The sequence below is a fragment of the Ornithinibacillus halotolerans genome (assembly GCF_014637405.1).
Classification (GTDB): domain Bacteria; phylum Bacillota; class Bacilli; order Bacillales; family Amphibacillaceae; genus Ornithinibacillus; species Ornithinibacillus halotolerans.
In genome coordinates, this window is sequence record NZ_BMEY01000001.1 from 318,770 (window position 1) to 336,164 (window position 17,395).

General features: G+C 34.1%; 16 protein-coding genes. All 16 read right to left on the reverse strand.

The genetic code is table 11. The features are described from left to right. Positions 1–65 precede the first annotated feature (65 nt). Positions 66–4,355, reverse strand: a complete 4,290-nt coding sequence (locus tag IEV35_RS01705; RefSeq protein WP_188382948.1) for a PolC-type DNA polymerase III — start codon at positions 4,353–4,355, stop codon at positions 66–68. A 169-nt stretch (positions 4,356–4,524) separates the two neighbouring features. Next, complete coding sequence (gene rseP, locus IEV35_RS01710; protein WP_188382949.1) at positions 4,525–5,790, reverse strand: RIP metalloprotease RseP; 1,266 nt, start codon at positions 5,788–5,790, stop codon at positions 4,525–4,527. 49 nt (positions 5,791–5,839) lie between these two features. Further along, complete coding sequence (locus IEV35_RS01715; protein WP_188382950.1) at positions 5,840–6,643, reverse strand: phosphatidate cytidylyltransferase; 804 nt, start codon at positions 6,641–6,643, stop codon at positions 5,840–5,842. Between the two features lie 15 nt (positions 6,644–6,658). Continuing rightward, positions 6,659–7,423, reverse strand: coding sequence for an undecaprenyl pyrophosphate synthase (gene uppS, locus IEV35_RS01720; RefSeq protein ID WP_188382951.1), 765 nt, complete (start codon positions 7,421–7,423; stop codon positions 6,659–6,661). A gap of 235 nt (positions 7,424–7,658) precedes the next feature. Further along, on the reverse strand, positions 7,659–8,216 hold the full coding sequence (gene frr / locus IEV35_RS01725) for a ribosome recycling factor (protein WP_188382952.1): 558 nt from the start codon (positions 8,214–8,216) through the stop codon (positions 7,659–7,661). Positions 8,217–8,220: 4 nt separating this feature from the next. Then, entirely contained in the window at positions 8,221–8,943 is a 723-nt protein-coding gene (gene pyrH / locus IEV35_RS01730; protein WP_188382953.1) for a UMP kinase, read from the reverse strand. Between the two features lie 97 nt (positions 8,944–9,040). Continuing rightward, a complete protein-coding gene (tsf, locus tag IEV35_RS01735; protein WP_188382954.1) occupies positions 9,041–9,925 on the reverse strand; it encodes a translation elongation factor Ts in 885 nt (294 codons plus the stop codon). Between the two features lie 112 nt (positions 9,926–10,037). Further along, positions 10,038–10,784, reverse strand: a complete 747-nt coding sequence (gene rpsB / locus IEV35_RS01740) for a 30S ribosomal protein S2 (protein WP_188382955.1) — start codon at positions 10,782–10,784, stop codon at positions 10,038–10,040. A 160-nt stretch (positions 10,785–10,944) separates the two neighbouring features. After that, positions 10,945–11,529, reverse strand: coding sequence for a hypothetical protein (locus tag IEV35_RS01745; protein WP_188382956.1), 585 nt, complete (start codon positions 11,527–11,529; stop codon positions 10,945–10,947). A 6-nt stretch (positions 11,530–11,535) separates the two neighbouring features. Next, complete coding sequence (locus tag IEV35_RS01750) at positions 11,536–11,841, reverse strand: hypothetical protein (RefSeq protein WP_188382957.1); 306 nt, start codon at positions 11,839–11,841, stop codon at positions 11,536–11,538. Positions 11,842–11,921: 80 nt separating this feature from the next. Further along, a complete protein-coding gene (locus IEV35_RS01755; RefSeq protein WP_188382958.1) occupies positions 11,922–12,692 on the reverse strand; it encodes a FliA/WhiG family RNA polymerase sigma factor in 771 nt (256 codons plus the stop codon). Positions 12,693–12,722: 30 nt separating this feature from the next. Next, entirely contained in the window at positions 12,723–13,220 is a 498-nt protein-coding gene (locus IEV35_RS01760; RefSeq protein WP_188382959.1) for a chemotaxis protein CheD, read from the reverse strand. Then, on the reverse strand, positions 13,213–13,848 hold the full coding sequence (locus IEV35_RS01765; RefSeq protein ID WP_188382960.1) for a chemotaxis protein CheC: 636 nt from the start codon (positions 13,846–13,848) through the stop codon (positions 13,213–13,215). Before IEV35_RS01765 ends, IEV35_RS01760 begins: the two co-directional genes overlap by 8 nt. A 1-nt stretch (position 13,849) precedes the next feature. Further along, positions 13,850–14,329: a chemotaxis protein CheW gene (locus IEV35_RS01770; RefSeq protein ID WP_373284681.1), complete on the reverse strand. Its 480-nt coding sequence runs from the start codon at positions 14,327–14,329 to the stop codon at positions 13,850–13,852. Positions 14,330–14,348: 19 nt separating this feature from the next. Then, positions 14,349–16,367, reverse strand: a complete 2,019-nt coding sequence (locus tag IEV35_RS01775; RefSeq protein WP_188382962.1) for a chemotaxis protein CheA — start codon at positions 16,365–16,367, stop codon at positions 14,349–14,351. A 17-nt stretch (positions 16,368–16,384) separates the two neighbouring features. Continuing rightward, on the reverse strand, positions 16,385–17,380 hold the full coding sequence (locus IEV35_RS01780; protein ID WP_229740600.1) for a protein-glutamate methylesterase/protein-glutamine glutaminase: 996 nt from the start codon (positions 17,378–17,380) through the stop codon (positions 16,385–16,387). Positions 17,381–17,395: the final 15 nt, after the last annotated feature.

Consider the following 17,395-nt stretch of genomic DNA (forward strand, 5'->3'; position numbering starts at 1 on the left):
TAAAGGAAGAGGTTACTCAAGTAAATTACCTATGACTAACCTCTTCTTCTACAGTTTCAATTATTTTAGAAAAGAGATAATTGATTTTTCTCTTCCATTCCTTCAAGACACCCATGATTATCTAAATACTCTAACACTGTTTTAGATATTTTACTACGTTCTCTTAAGTCTTCCTTGGATAGAAACTCGCCTTCTTCTCTTGCATTAACAATATTGATTGCTGCATTCGTTCCTAGTCCTTCAACGGCATTAAATGGTGGAATTAGCGTATTACCTTCTACTATAAATTCACTAGCTTTCGATTTATATAAATCTACTTTTTGGAATGAAAATCCTCGCTCACACATTTCTAACGCTACTTCTAATACAGTTAATAAACTCTTTTCTTTTGGAGCAGCATCGTTACCTTTTGCATATATTTCCTCAATACGTTTGCGTAAGGCATCAGATCCTTTTACCATTGTATCTAATTCAAAATCTCCCGCTCTTACCGTAAAGTATGCAGCATAGAAGTAGATTGGATAATGAACTTTAAAATATGCAATTCTTACAGCCATTAATACATAAGCAGCCGCATGGGCTTTCGGGAACATATATTTTATTTTTTTACACGATTCCACATACCAGTCTGGCACACCATGCTTTTTCATTTCTTCGATCCACTCATCCTGCAGACCTTTACCTTTACGTACAGATTCCATAATTTTAAATGCCAATGACGCTTCTAAGCCTTTATGCATTAAATAAACCATTATATCGTCACGACAACCAATAACGTCAGGTAACTCACATATTCCATCATTAATTAATTCTTGAGCATTGCCTAACCAAACATCCGTTCCATGTGACAATCCAGAAATAATGACTAATTCTGCAAACGTACTTGGTTTCGTATCTTCTAGCATCTGACGAACAAACTTTGTCCCAAACTCTGGTACACCCAATGTGCCAGTTTTACAATTAATTTGTTCCGGTGTCACACCTAGCGATTCTGTACTAGAGAATATTTTCATTACTTCCTTATCATCTGTTGGAATTGTTTTAGGATCAATTCCACTTAAATCTTGAAGCATACGAATAACAGTCGGGTCATCGTGTCCAAGTATATCCAATTTCAATAAGTTATCATGAATGGAGTGGAAGTCAAAATGCGTTGTTTTCCATTCGCTTTTTCTATCATCTGCAGGGAATTGAATAGGTGTAAAATCATAGATTTCCATATAATCAGGTACAACGATAATACCACCCGGGTGCTGTCCTGTCGTTCTCTTTACTCCGGTACACCCTTTAACTAATCGGTCTACTTCTGCATTTTTAAACATCAAGTTTTTATCCGAAGCATAACCTTTTACATATCCATAAGCTGTTTTCTCAGCAATGGTTCCGATAGTTCCTGCTCGATAAACATAATCCTCACCAAATAAAACCTTTGTGTAATTATGTGCTTTAGGTTGATATTCACCAGAAAAGTTCAAATCAATATCCGGTACTTTATCACCTTTAAATCCAAGGAATGTTTCGAACGGGATATCTTGTCCATCTTTTGTTAACGAGGTACCACAATTAGGACAGTCCTTATCCGCTAAATCATAACCACTGGCAACAGAGCCATCGGTAATAAATTCATTATAATGACAACTTGGACATACATAGTGTGGAGGTAAAGGATTTACTTCAGTAATTTCAGTCATCGTCGCTACGAAAGATGAACCTACTGATCCCCTTGATCCTACTAGGTAACCATCATCTAATGATTTCTTAACTAATTTATGAGAGATGAGATAGATTACAGAGAAACCATTACTAATAATACTGTCTAGTTCCTTCTCTAACCTGTCTGTTACTATTTTAGGAACAGGTTCTCCATAGATTTTTTTTGCCCTTGTGTAGCACAGGTTTCTAATTTCATCATCAGCACCTTCAATTTTAGGTGTATATAAGTCATCCTTTACTGGTGAGATATCATCAATTTCATCTGCTAGGGCTTGAGTATTTTCCACAACAATTTCTTTTGCCTTTTTGGCTCCTAAGAAACTAAACAGTTCCAACATTTCGTTTGTCGTGCGGAATGGAGTATCTGGTAAATTCACACGGTTTAAAGGATTTCCAGATTGCGATGCGATAAGGATCTGTCTATATAGTTTTTCATGATTATCAATATAATGAACATTTCCAGAAGCGATTACTTTCTTTCCTAACTTTTCACCAACCTCAACGATCTTCTTAATGATGTCTAAAATTTGCGCTTCATTCTGAACGAGCTCTTTTTCGATCAGATGGGTATAGTTCGTTGGAGGTTGTACTTCAATATAATCGTAAAATGCTGCAACATTTTCAGCTTCTTCAGCTGATTTTTGCATCATTGTTTCAAAGACTTCTCCATTATCACATGCGGTACCAACAAGTATTCCAGTGCGATATTTTTGTAAAACAGATCTTGGAATACGTGGTACACGATAAAAGTAATTGATATGTGCAAAAGAAACTAGTTTATAAAGGTTTTTTAGTCCTTCTTGTGTTTGAGCAATTAGTGTGCAATGGAAAGGTCGTGAACGTTGATAAGCATTACCTTCACCCATATGGTCATTTAATTCCTTATGATTAGTAATTTCTCTTTCCAACGCACTTTTGACTAATTTCCAAAGTAGGTAACCAGTCGCTTCTGCGTCATATATTGCTCGGTGATGTTGCGTTAATTCAATATCTAAATGCTTACATAATGTATTTAAGCGATGGTTTTTTAAGTTTGGCAGTAAAAATCTCGCTAGTTCCAATGTGTCAATCACGGGATTTTGTACTTTTTCATAACCAATTCTTTGATAGCCTTGATTTAAAAATCCAATATCGAAACTTGCATTATGAGCGACAAAAATACTGTCCCCACTCCACTCGTAAAAATCTCGTAATACGTCATCAATTTCTGGTGCATTTCTAACCATGTCATCTGTAATACCAGTTAAATCTATCGTTGTTTGGGATAATGGATGGTGTGGATTAGCAAATGACTCAAATCGATCGACAATTTCACCCTGATGAATTTTTACTGCAGCAAGTTCAATAATCGTATCATAGACTGCAGAAAGACCTGTTGTTTCCACGTCAAATACGACATATGTTGCATCCTCTAATTCGATATCTTGTTCATTATATGCAATCGGAACACCATCATCGACAAGATTTGCTTCAACACCATACATTACCTTCACACCATGTTTTTTTCCTGCGCCATGTGCATCAGGAAACCCTTGCAAACCACCATGATCCGTAATGGCAATTGCTTTGTGGCCCCATTTCGCAGCTTGTTCTACAAGTCTCGAAGGTGAAACAACTGCATCTAACTGACTCATAGTTGTATGCGTATGAAATTCTACTCGCTTCTCTGACTCAGGGGCTGTATCTTCACGGCTAGCCACTTTTACTTCATGCATATCATTTGCCATCATGGCTAACTCGTTGGAGTACATGTCCGTTTGTATACTACCACGAGCTTTAATCCACATTCCCTTCTTCAACTGTTCAAATTTATTGGCGTCCTCATCCCCTTTAGAGAACATCTTAATTTGTAAAGAATCTGTGTAGTCAGTTGCTTTCGCAATTAATAAGCTTCTTCCTGATCTTAATTTTCGAATTTCCACATCAAAAACGTAACCTTGAACCGTTATCCTTTTCTCTTCTTCAACTATTTCTTGCATTTCTACTGCATCATCTTGAATTTTATATCCAATAGAAAATGGCTGATTTACTTCAACAGTGCGCTCTTTGTCTCGCTTTTCCTTCTCTTGAATGGTTTTTAATACCATTTTTTGATCTTCTAAAGCTTGTTGCTCCCGAAACTTTTGAATTTCATCCATTTCAGTTTTAACTTCAATGGTAAGTGGATGATAGGATAACCCTACTTTATGACAAAAATCTTTAAAACTATCATCGAATCTCTTCTTCACTGCAGATGCTTCTGCTTCATTTCGAGCAGTTAATATAACTTTATTACCGGTAACTTTTGGTAGTTGATTAATAACTAAGTCTCTATAAGCAGGTGAAATATCTGACGTGGACTGTAAAAAGTATTGCCAGTAATTTCTTACAATCTCATCTGTATACTCTTTACTTCTTGTGTATAAGTACAAATCTACTGATGCAATTTGTTGAAATGAATGTTTTAATCGAGTTAGTAATTCTTGGTATACATTCGTCGGTAAGATAGACTCTAACTCAATGTGAAAGTTCCACTGCTTTTGTTGCTTAAAAATATCTAGTTTTAATAATAAACTGTTTACAAAGTATTGATTGACATATTCTTTTGGAAGTTCAATTTGATTCAATAACAAGTTCAACTTCTCATTTTTTGAAATATCCATTCTCATATTCCTCCTGCTTTATTTTGCAAGTATAGAATTTCAGGAAAGTGTAAATAATGGAAACCCTTGTCAACTAAAAAGACAAGGGCTCCAATATAATCAATATTCTATTTCTATAGTACCTTCTTTACCTAAGGGTGACAACCCTTTTAATCTGGTAATCATTTCTTTACAGGAAGAGACGTTGTATATCATTCCACGTAACTATAATCATTAATAGCATTAACAGAGCAAATCCAACAAAATGGAAAATCCCTTCTTTTTCAGGTTCCATCGGCTTACCTCGAACTAATTCAATTCCAACGAATAATAATCTTCCACCATCTAATGCTGGTAATGGAACTAAATTAACAACACCTAGGTTAATACTTAAAATAGCTGTCCACATGAGGAAATTCATAAAGCCTGTTTGTACAACTTGATCAGTTGCATCGTAAATACCGACTGGGCCAGATAACATTTCAATCCCAAGTTGACCTGTTACAAGCATAGCTAAATTAGTTAAAATGAGAGATGTTGTTTCATAGGTTTTTTCTGCCCCATATTTAAATGATCCTAAGAATGTCTTTTCAAGAGCTTGATATACTCCAATTTGACCATATGAACCTTCCGGCCCTTCATATGGGACTTCATTAGGTGTAACTATTAAATTCAATGTTTCTCCATCTCGAAGGACAGTCATACTTAATTCTTTACCTGGATTTTCTCTAACAATAGTCGTAAATTCTTCCCATGTTGATATAGCTACATCATCAATTTGAATAATCTCATCATTAGGAAGGAATCCTGCTTGTTCGGCTGGGTCACCTGGTACAACCTTACTTATTTTTGCTTCATCCACTGGAACTCCTTGTACTACTCCTAATATAACAAATATTAAAATTGCTAAAAGAAAGTTCATTAAGGGACCTGCAAATAACTGCATTGCCCGTTGTCCTGGAGTCTTAGAAGCAAATTGTCGGTCATACGGGGCAATTAGAGTTTCTTTTTCATCCATAACAAATAGAGCGCGTCGATCTACATCAAATGAGAGTAAGTTCTCTTCATCATCAATTTCATAACCTTTAATAAATAATTCATGATCTAGATCTACTGATTCTACTTCAATAACTCTTGCATTCGGGTGTTTTGATTTGTTATTTACAATTATTTTATTAACTTTTCCTTCTTCATCAAATTCCAATCCTATATGGTGTCCAGGCTTTAGTTCAACGATTTCTGGATCTTCACCTGCAACACGTACATAACCACCAATAGGTAGTAAGCGAATTGTGTATAGTGTATCGTTCTTTGTAAATGAGAATATTTTAGGTCCCATTCCAATAGCAAATTCTCTTGCTAACATTCCAGCTCGTTTGGCAAAAATAAGATGTCCAAGTTCATGGACAAATACTAGTAGCCCGAACATAAGTATAAAAGCAATAACTGTTACCAAAACAAACACCTTCCCTTATCGAAGTAGACATTCATATAGAATAACTATACTAAATATTAATAATCTGTAATATTAATTGTAGTACTGGAAAAACAAAAATAGCACTATCAAATCTATCTAAAATACCACCATGTCCTGGTAAGATATTACCTGAATCTTTCACATCATAGTGTCGTTTAAATGCAGACTCTACTAAATCACCAATTTGACCAAATATAGATACAATCACAGATATAAAAACAATCGTTAACATATTATATGGAAACTCATAAATCATATCAAATACTATTCCAACAATAATAGCTAAAATAATTCCACCTACAGCACCTTCAATAGTCTTATTAGGACTAATTTCCGGCCATAGTTTATGTTTTCCAAATGCTCTTCCTGCAAAATATGCTCCTGTATCCGTTGACCAAATTAATAAAAGCGCAAAAAAGATTTGAGCTAGTCCATTTGAGTCGTGTCTCGTTTCTAAGAAATAGAAGAAACCCATACCAACATATAGTACTGCTAGCAACACAAAACCAACATCATCAAATGTAAATCTATTCTTTAATAATACGGTATATGCCAATAGTAAAAGTAGAAATACTAATACTATTTGAACGGGATTATTAAAAAACAGGCCAGGTAATGGCCATCCGGTAGCTGGATATAATAAAAGCCATAGTAATAGCATTGCCATAATCCCGACAGTAGAAGTCCACTTAATTTTATGCATTTTTAGCAATTCATAAAGGCCTATCGTTGCTAATAAGTAAACTACGACAGTAAATGGCGATTTACCATAGATAATAATTGGTATGAATAAAATTAATGCAATTAGCGCTGTTATTATTCTTTGTTTCATTTGCCAAACATCACCTTAAATACCTCCAAAACGTCTTGACCTATTCTGATACTCTAATAATGCTTCAACGAATATCTCTTCATTAAAGTCAGGCCATAACACATCAGTAAACCAAAACTCCGTATACGCAAGTTGCCAAAGCAAGAAATTACTTAATCGCTGTTCACCACTTGTACGAATTAACAAATCAGGATCTGATAATCCATTTGTATATAAATATTTAGATAACAACTTTTCGTCTAGTTGTTCAAGTGTAAATTTTTGATTATCAATGTCTTCCATTATTAATTTAATCGCTTCTAATATCTCGTGTCTACTACCATAATTTAATGCAAAGTTAAGTAATAAGCCATCATTATCTTTTGTTTTTTCCTTCGCATACTGAATTGCTTCTTTCGTATGTACTGGTAAAGATTCGATGTCTCCAATTATTTCGATTCGCACATTATTTTTCATCAATCCTGGTAAATAAGTGTGTAAAAATTCCTTTGGTAATTTTAATAAATATTCTACCTCTTGCTTTGGTCGCTTCCAATTTTCTGTTGAAAAAGCAAACAATGTTAAAGTTTGAATATTGTATTTCACAGCGACTTCAACCGTATCTTTTACTACATCCATGCCTGCTTTATGACCGGCAATTCTTGGTAGACCTTTTTTCTTTGCCCAACGTCCATTCCCGTCCATAATGATTGCTATATGATTTGGTACATTTGTTAAATCAAATTCTTCTTGTGGTCCTTCTTCCTTCTTCTGATTAAAAAAGGGAATTTTCATAGGCAATATTCCTCCGAACACTGGTGTTTATACATTTAAAAATACTCTTATAACTATGCTAAAATCAAGTATTATATGACATACAGTACAATTTTATATTTTATCCTAATAATAAGAGTGTATATAAATAACAAGTAAAAAGCTACCATTTATTATACAGGTTATCCGAATAGAATACAAAAGCCCCCTTAAAAAAGAGGGCTTTTATTTTTCATAAATTACATTTTAGGTAGGAAGAAGATTAAACTTCCATAATTTCTTTTTCTTTATTTTTAGCTAGTTGGTCAATTTCAGCAATATATTTATCGGTTAATTTCTGAACATCGTCTTGAGAAACTCTTAATTCGTCTTCTGTTAAATCACCATTCTTCTCAGCTTTTTTCAATGCATCATTAGAATCACGACGAACATTTCTTACTTGAACACGATATTCTTCCGCAAACTTCCCGACAACTTTTACTAAATCTTTTCTACGTTCTTCTGTTAATGCTGGAATGTTGATACGAATTACATTACCATCATTTGACGGTGATAGTCCTAAATCAGCTTTTTGAATAGCTTTTTCAATATCACCCATTGCTGTTTTATCATAAGGAGTAATAACTAGTAAACGAGCTTCTGGTGCAGCAATTGTAGCTAACTGATTTAACGGTGTACTTGCTCCGTAATAGTCAACAAATACATTATCTAATAGGCTTGGATTAGCTCTACCTGCTCGTACTGTAGCCAAATTTCTAGAGAATGCTTGTACAGCTAGTTTCATTTTATCCTGGCATTCATTCATAATTTGATCTGTCATAATATTATTTCCCCCTTATTGTAGTCCCGATTGTCTCACCTTGGACAACTCGTTTAATATTACCTTCTTCTGTGATAGAAAACACAATTAATGGTATATCATTTTCCATACATAATGTAGAAGCAGTTGAATCCATCACACCAAGACCTTCATTCAACATTTCCATATAAGAAATATTATCATACTTTTTAGCATCTTTGTTAATGCGAGGATCGTCCGAGTAAACACCATCTACATTATTTTTTGCCATTAAGATAACTTCTGCTTCAATTTCTGCTGCTCTTAATGCAGCAGTAGTATCTGTAGAGAAGTAAGGATTACCAGTTCCGGCTGCGAAAATTACTACACGTTTCTTTTCTAGATGTCGAATAGCTTTTCTTCTTATATAAGGTTCTGCCACTTGGCGCATTTCAATTGATGTTTGAACTCTAGAAGGAATATCAATCGTTTCTAGTGCATCTTGTAAAGCAAGGGAGTTCATTACCGTTGCCAACATGCCCATATAATCAGCAGTAGCACGGTCCATTCCCATTTCACTACCAACTTTACCACGCCAAATATTTCCTCCACCAACTACAACTGCAACTTCTACCCCAAGGTTAGCTACTTCTTTTATTTGTGCTGCTATCGATTGGATTATTTTAGGTTCAATACCATAACCTTGGCTACCACTCAGTGCTTCGCCGCTTAATTTTAATACAATTCTATTGTAACGAGCTGTTGTCATATTAACCTCCATAGATCGAATTTTTAGTGAATAATCTATGTATTTATGGTGAAATAGGGAACATATAATGTCCCCTATTATTGTAGATTCTTACAAATTATTTATTAATTTGGCTCATTACTTCTTCTGCAAAGTTTTCTGAACGTTTTTCTAAACCTTCTCCAACTTCAAAACGCACGAAAGTATTTACAGATGCACCTTTACTTTCAACATATTTTTTCACTTTTTGGTCTGGATCTTTTACGAAACCTTGTTCTAATAGACAGATTTCTTCAAAGAATTTACCTAAGCGACCTTCAACCATTTTTTCAACGATTTTTTCAGGTTTGCCTTCATTTAATGCTTGTTGTTTTAACACTTCACGTTCGTGATTAATAACATCTTCAGATACTTGATCACGAGATACATATTTTGGATTTACAGCGGCAACGTGCATTGCTACATCTTTAGCAACAGATGCGTCTGTAGTTCCTTCTAATAAAGTTAACACACCGATACGTCCACCCATATGAAGGTATTCGCCAAAAACATCGTTATCTGTTTTAGTTAAAATCTCAAAACGACGTAGTGAAATTTTTTCACCAATTTTAGCAATTGCAGAATTGATGTAAGTTTCAACTGTATCACCGTTACCGTTTAAAGGTTGTTGTAGAGCTTCTTCAACAGTATTAGGTTTTTGTGATAATAAATGTTTAGCTAGGTCTTCTAGTAAAACTTTGAACTGGTCATTTTTAGTAACAAAGTCAGTTTCACAGTTTACTTCTAGTAGAACCGCTGTATTGCCTTCAGATGCAATATATGTAGAACCTTCTGCAGCAATACGGTCAGCTTTTTTAGCTGCTTTTGCAATACCTTTTTCTCTTAAGTAATCAATTGCTTTGTCAATGTCACCGTTTGTTTCTGTTAGTGCTTTTTTACAATCCATCATACCAGCACCAGTTTTTTCGCGAAGTTCTTTTACTAATTGTGCAGTAATAGCCATTATGAAATCCTCCTTAGTATTTTACATTTATTATGATTTACATTGTAGTGAATAACATGCCTTAAAAAAAGGTGATAAAAGGCTTATCCTCTTATCACCTGACCTTTTAGAATTAAGCTTCTTGAGTTTCGTTCTCTGAAACTTCTTTTTGAGCTTCTTCAGCTACTTCTAGTTCTTCACCTTGTTTAACTTCAAGGATAGCATCTGCAATTTTACCTGTTAAAAGTTTCACAGCGCGGATAGCATCATCGTTAGCTGGGATTACGTAATCAATTTCATCTGGATCACAGTTCGTATCAACAATTCCGATAATAGGAATGTTTAATTTATGTGCTTCAGCAATTGCAATACGCTCTTTACGAGGGTCGATTACAAACATTGCATCTGGAAGTTTCTTCATGTCTTTAATTCCACCTAGGAATTTAACAAGACGTTCTTTTTCTTTTAGTAAACCTACAACTTCTTTTTTAGGAAGTACATCGAAAGTTCCATCTTCTTCCATTTTTTCAATCTCAACTAAACGGTTAATACGTTTACGGATTGTTTGGAAGTTTGTTAATGTACCACCTAACCAACGTTGGTTTACATAATACATTCCAGAACGGATAGCTTCCTCTTTAACAGAATCTTGTGCTTGTTTTTTAGTACCTACGAATAATACAGTACCACCATTAGCAGCAAGCTCTTTTACATAGTTGTAAGCTTCTTCAACCTTCTTAACTGTTTTTTGAAGATCGATAATATAGATGCCGTTACGCTCAGTGAAGATATATTTCTTCATTTTAGGGTTCCAACGGCGAGTTTGGTGTCCGAAATGTACACCAGCTTCTAGTAATTGCTTCATAGAAATTACTGACATGTTTTTTCCTCCTTGGTTTGTCCTCCGCTTCGAATCATTTTTGTATAGAGACCAATTGGCACCTTCTATACAAATCCTCTGAAGCGTGTGTGGTTATAAATAATATTTATTGTATTTACACCAAAAATAAATATATCATACCAAACCTTTGTTATCAAGTTTAATTATTACTTTTTTCATATATCTTAATAATTAATTCAGCTTCTGTTTTTCCACACCCAACGGATCGGGCTATTTCTTCTACAGTATATCCATCATTATGTAACCTCATAATCCGGGATTGCAAGGAAACTTCCACATCATCTTGGACATCTTTTTTAGGCAAAAAGAACTGAAAAGAATCTTGCTTAACTTCTAATTCTTTCTGATCTCGTTGTGAATTATGTTCTTTTTTCATGTCACGTTCAGAATCTAATTTAGATTCAACAACAAATTTTGTTTCATTATTAGTAAATGTGCCCATTTCTGGTTTCTCTACACTACTAGATGATTTCTCTGTTTCAGCTATATTTTTGGATGGGGCTTTAAGATTTGACTTACTTTTTAATAGTTCTTGCTGTAAAAAACTATTCTCTTGCTTAATCTCATCTAAATAATTTTTCATAATATCCATAATTTCCGAAGTATTAGTAGCGTTTTTTCTCGATTGTCTAGAAAGACGCTTATATCCTTTATTTAATATTATGATGGCTGAAATTGTAATGATATGAATTAAGATGCTCACAATCATAAAGTATGAAGTCATAAAACACTAGCTCCTACAGTCAAAGTTATTCCCCAAATATGGATGTATTACCGTTTCCATCATGTTCTTTGGTACATCTTTATCCACTTTCTCATCCAAGAGATTTGTTTCATCGTTTCGTTTACTATCATTTTTCAATTGGACATTTTCAAAATCTTGAACTTTTCTACGTTTATCTTTTTCTTGAATAAGTTGACTTTGAGCAAGTGCCTCCTGAAAATGCTGATTCTGTTTATTGTGTAGTTCTTGAAGTTTACCTGCATCTTGTGACCTTGGAAGGGCAACCTGCATCTCAACAGATTTCCAACTCAAGTGTACCACCACTTTCTTAAAGATGAAAGAATGACATATGAGGTTCTCCAATTATAAAACATTATGACTAGGGAAAAATATTACAAAGCTTGCCCCAATATGTTACGAAGCTTATAAATTGCTTTCTTATGAATTTGAGAGATTCTCGATGTAGTTAAACCAAGAACTTGACCAATTTCAGTAAAGGTAAGGCCTTCTTGGTAGAACAAGCTAATTATTAATTGTTCATTTTCTTTTAATGCTTTCAAACTATCACTGAGCTCTTTATATTGTTCATTCCTAACAATATAAGATTCCGGTTGAATAGTATTTTTATCTGGTATTGTATAACCAATACCCTCTTTATTTTGATGTAAATCATTTGATGGTTTCTCTTCTATAGAAAGAATATTTGCTACGAGATTGTCGTGTACATAAGATTCAACTTCTTGAACGGTCATATTTAATGCTTCAGCTACTTCTAATGAGGTTACTTCTCTTTGTTGGAGCTGCTCTAACTCCTTAGTCATTTGTTCAATTTTCTTTGTTTTCTCTCGAATTGTTCGAGGTAACCAGTCTTCTTTTCGTAAACCGTCGATAATCGCGCCACGAATACGAAATGATGCATATGTATCAAATTTTAAATCACGACTAATATCGAATTTTTTTAATGCATCATATAAACCGAATAAACCTAGACTTTTGACATCTTCTTTTTGTACCGTTTTAGGTAACTGACTATACATTCTTTCCACATGATAGTCGACTAAATATGAATATTGCTTAATTAATTGATTTGCTGCATCATTATCTTGACTGTTTTTCCATTTTTGCCATAGATTTAGTTCTAGAGGAGAGATTTTTGTTCCCACATAGTATGCTCCTCTCTTTCCATAGTAGTATTAAATATAATGTTCGCCTTTTGTTATTGTTCTAACCTTCAATTTACACGTTTGTGGGTCAAACTCTATTGTTCGACCAAAATTCCCACCAACATCTTGTGAAACTACTGGAATATGATGGTGATTCAACTTTTCTAATACCGCATCAACATTACGTTTTCCAATTCGAATAATATCACTATTCGTCTGAAAGGAAAACATTTGGGCACCACCTGCAAGTTTAGCTTTGAGCTCTTTTTTCCAAACGCCTTTAGACAATAATGTTTGCACAAGTATATCGATAGCTGTATCAGCATATTTAAACTTATTTACTGTTGCTTGTTTTCCCATACTCGAATCTGGAAGCATAATATGAGCCATCCCAGCCATTTTTTTTGCTTGACTATAAATAATAACACCAACACAGGAACCTAAACCTGATGTTCGTAAAATATCAGGTGCTGTTACGAAATTTAGATCCGCTATTCCAACCTTAACGATAGATGCTTGTTTACTCATTTTCATGAATCCCTAATGCTTGAAATATTTTCGTGAATGAATCGGGAGATGGTACTAATAATAATTGTCCATTAATTCCATTGTAGTCATCCCCAGGGTTATTAATTTTAGTATTTACTATGATAGCATAATCGCTCATACTGGAATATTCGACTAAACCTACAGTTAATATAGCTCCTGCCATATCAACACTCAAATGTGGAACTGATGGTTGCATATTAATATTAATAAAATCTGAAAGAGCGGATAAATAAGAACCTGTCAATATATTTCCTGCTTCTCTTAATGCAGACAATGCTAATTCATCATTAGTCTCAAGAGATAGTGAAAGATTGTTATTATTAGTCATTTGCACCACAAGTGATTCTGCTTCTTCTAAGGAGAATAATAAGTATACCATTCCAGGAGCATCACCTTGGATTTGGAAGAGTATTCCTACAATTAGTCTGTCTGCTCCACCAACCATATCCATTACTTCATTAAAATCAACTATGTTTATACTTGGTACTTCCATATCGACCCTCTTTTGAATAAGTTGAGACATGGAAGTAGCAGCGTTTCCGGCTCCAATATTACCAATTTCCCTTAATGCATCTAATTGTAAGTTAGTTAGTTTTTGATAGCTCATATTAATTTCCTTCTACATGTTTTAGTTCGTTTATTTCATTGTTAGTTAAAATCTTTCGTAAATCTAATAGGATTAATAATCGGTTTTCTAATTTGGCTACTCCTTCGATGTAATCTTCATTGACAGCACCGATCACTTCTGGTGTTGGTTCAATGGAACTAGTAGGAATATCAATTACATCATTGGCCGCATCCACAATTAATCCTACTTCCATTTCATCGAGAAATACGATTATTATTCTAGTAGAGTCACTATATTCTGTTTCTTCAATACCTAATCGAGAACGGAGATCAATAATTGGTGTAACTACACCCCGCAAATTAATGACTCCTTTCACAAACTCAGGCGTATTCGGAACTCTAGTTATTGGTTGAATCCGCTCAATTGAACCGATTTGTTGTACAGACACCGCAAATTCTTCATCTTTTAATTGAAAAACGATAACTTTTTTTTCAGAACCTATCTCACTCATGAATATAATCCTCCTACATATTAGGATATTATTTAACTATTGCATTACTATCAATTATTAATGCCACTTGACCATCACCAAGTATAGTTGCTCCAGATATAGCAAACACGTTATCTAGATATGCACCCATTGTTTTCAATACGATTTCCTGTTGGCCAATAAAGGTATCAACAACGAGTGCTGCCATTCTATCACCTTTCTTAACTATGACTATAGAAGTGTATTCCTCTTCATTATCATTTTGAGGACAATCGAATATTTCTTTAAGGTTTACAAGTGGTACAACCTTTCCTCGAAAATCGATTACTTTCTTCTTATGTGCAGACATGATTTTATCTTTTGGAATAATAGCAGTTTCAATGATTGAGGATAATGGAATCGCATATTTCTCCTCATTTAACTCTACCAATAATACAGAGATTATAGTTAATGTTAATGGTAATTCTATTGAAAATACGGACCCTTCGTTTATTTTAGAATCTATCGTAATGCTTCCACCGAGTGACTCAATTGTATTTTTAACAACATCTAACCCAACACCACGTCCCGAGATGTCAGAGATTGTGTCTGCTGTAGAGAATCCACTTTCTAAAATAAGTTCATATATTTGTTGCTCAGATAAACTGCCAATGTCCTTGTCATTTATCAAGCCATTCTTTAATGCTTTATGTAGTACCTTATCTTTATTAATACCAGCACCATCATCTGCTATTTCAATAAAGACATGATTTCCACTATGATAAGCTTTTAATTGGATAGATCCTTTCTCAGGCTTACCTTTTCGAATTCGTTCTTCAGGACTTTCGATCCCATGGTCAATTGCATTTCGCAATAAATGAACAATTGGGTCGCCAATCTCATCAATTACTGTACGATCCAATTCTGTATCTGCACCAATAATTTCAATCTCAACTTGTTTATTAAGTTCTCGTGCAAGTTTTCTTACCATTCTAGGGAATCTACTAAACACAAAATCAATTGGTACCATACGCATCGTTAATATGATGTTCTGTAAATCACTTGACACTCTTGCCATTCGTTCAACAGTTTCTTGAAGATCACTATTTCTTAAATCGGATGCAATTTGTTCTAACCGACCTCTATCAATGATTAATTCCTCAAAAAGATTCATAAGTACATCTAATTTTTCTATATTAACCCTAATCGTTTTTTGATGAGGGCTCTTTAATGATTGATTGCTTATAGAGGAAGTTTGTTCTTGTTCGTTTACAATTTCTAAAGAATGTATATTACTTTGTTTTTGCTTTAACTCACGATATGCTTGGACGGAAAACGGTTTAATAGTCACTGACTCAATTTCAGACACGTGCTTGATTTTTTCCGATATAGCTTGTCCTGGTTGGTTTGAGATTAAAATTACAGAAAATGATTGATCAAATTTTTCCTCTTCTAAGTCGTTTACAGATGGTTCGGATTTAATGACTTCTCCCATTTGTTCTAAAACTTCAAATACCATATAAACTCTGGCACCTTTTAACAAGCAATCTTCACGTAAGGTAACTGTAATCTCATAGTTTTGAAATCCACGATCATGAGATTCACTTAAGATAGAAAGTTCAAATTCATCAAAATCTAGAAACATAGTCGGAGTCTCAGTTTGATCCTCTCCTGAATCGTTACATTGAAAGCCCTCATTAGCATTATTAGAAGATTGTTCAATTGATTCCAATTTGCTAACAATTTCTGCTATATCACTCGAACCATTTCCCCCATTTGCAATATCAGTTACCATCATGTTTAATTGATCTACCGTTTCTACTAATAGATCAATCATTTTCGGTTGAACTGTTAAACGGTTATATCGAATGGCATCAAAAACATTTTCTAATGTATGGGTTAATGTGGCTAGGTCATTGTATCCCATCGTTGCCGACATTCCTTTAAGTGTATGAGCAGAGCGAAAGATTTCTTCAATAATTGACTTCTCATTAGGATCATTTTCTAATTCTAGTAATTTATTATAAAGGGCTTCAATATGTTCATTGCTCTCCTCTATAAATATATCTAAATACTGTGTTGTATCCATCTACATTCCCCCAAAATTTAATTGGTTAATGCATGAATCATTTCCCCCATTTGATTTATGGGTACAATATAATCTACTGCATTTGTTTTAATTGCTGCTTTTGGCATTCCATTAATAATTGCAGTTTTACTGGACTCTGCAAGAATCATCACATTTGGGTCTTTTTCCTTAAGTAGTTTAATTCCCTCTGAACCGTCATTTCCCATGCCTGTTAGTATAACTGCAAGTTTATTTACTCCTTTAATATTAGCTACGGATTGCAATAATATATCTACAGAAGGCTGATAAGTAGATATTTTTGGTTCACTAGTAAGCTCTATTTTTAATATCGAACCAAAACTTCGCACTTTCATATGACAATCACCCGGTGCGATGTAAATCGTTCTTTCTTTTATTACTTCATTATGCACTGCTTCTTTAATGTGAAAGTCAGATAGATTATTTAATCGTTCCGCTAAAGACTTAGTAAATGTAGCTGGCATATGTTGGACAATTAATATCGGACTTCGAAGATCCTTTGGTAGATCTTGAATTAACTGTTGTAAAGCCCTTGGACCACCTGTAGAAGTTCCAATCATAATAAGTGATTTTGATAGTCGTTTCCTTTGTGTTGTTAATTCGATTGGTGCAATGGATGTTGTTAATTTAGTTATATCAACTTGACTTGCTGATATTACTTTAGAGATTATCTCTTCTTTTATCTTACTAATATCAAGTGATATTGCCCCAGACGGTTTTTGGATAAAATCTACAGCACCACTTGTTATTGCTTTAACTGTTTTATTCGCACTATTATTAAAGACACTAGTTAACATAACAACTGGTACAGGATTTTCATTTAGTATTTGTGCTAAGGCGGTGAGACCATCCATTACAGGCATTTCAATATCCATTGTAACGACGTCAGGTGTTAATTCTTTAATTTTCTGAATCCCATCCTCCCCATTACGTGCAGTTGCAATCACTTTTATCTTGTTATCTGTTTCTAAAATGTCTGTGATCATTTTCCTCATAAACGCTGAGTCATC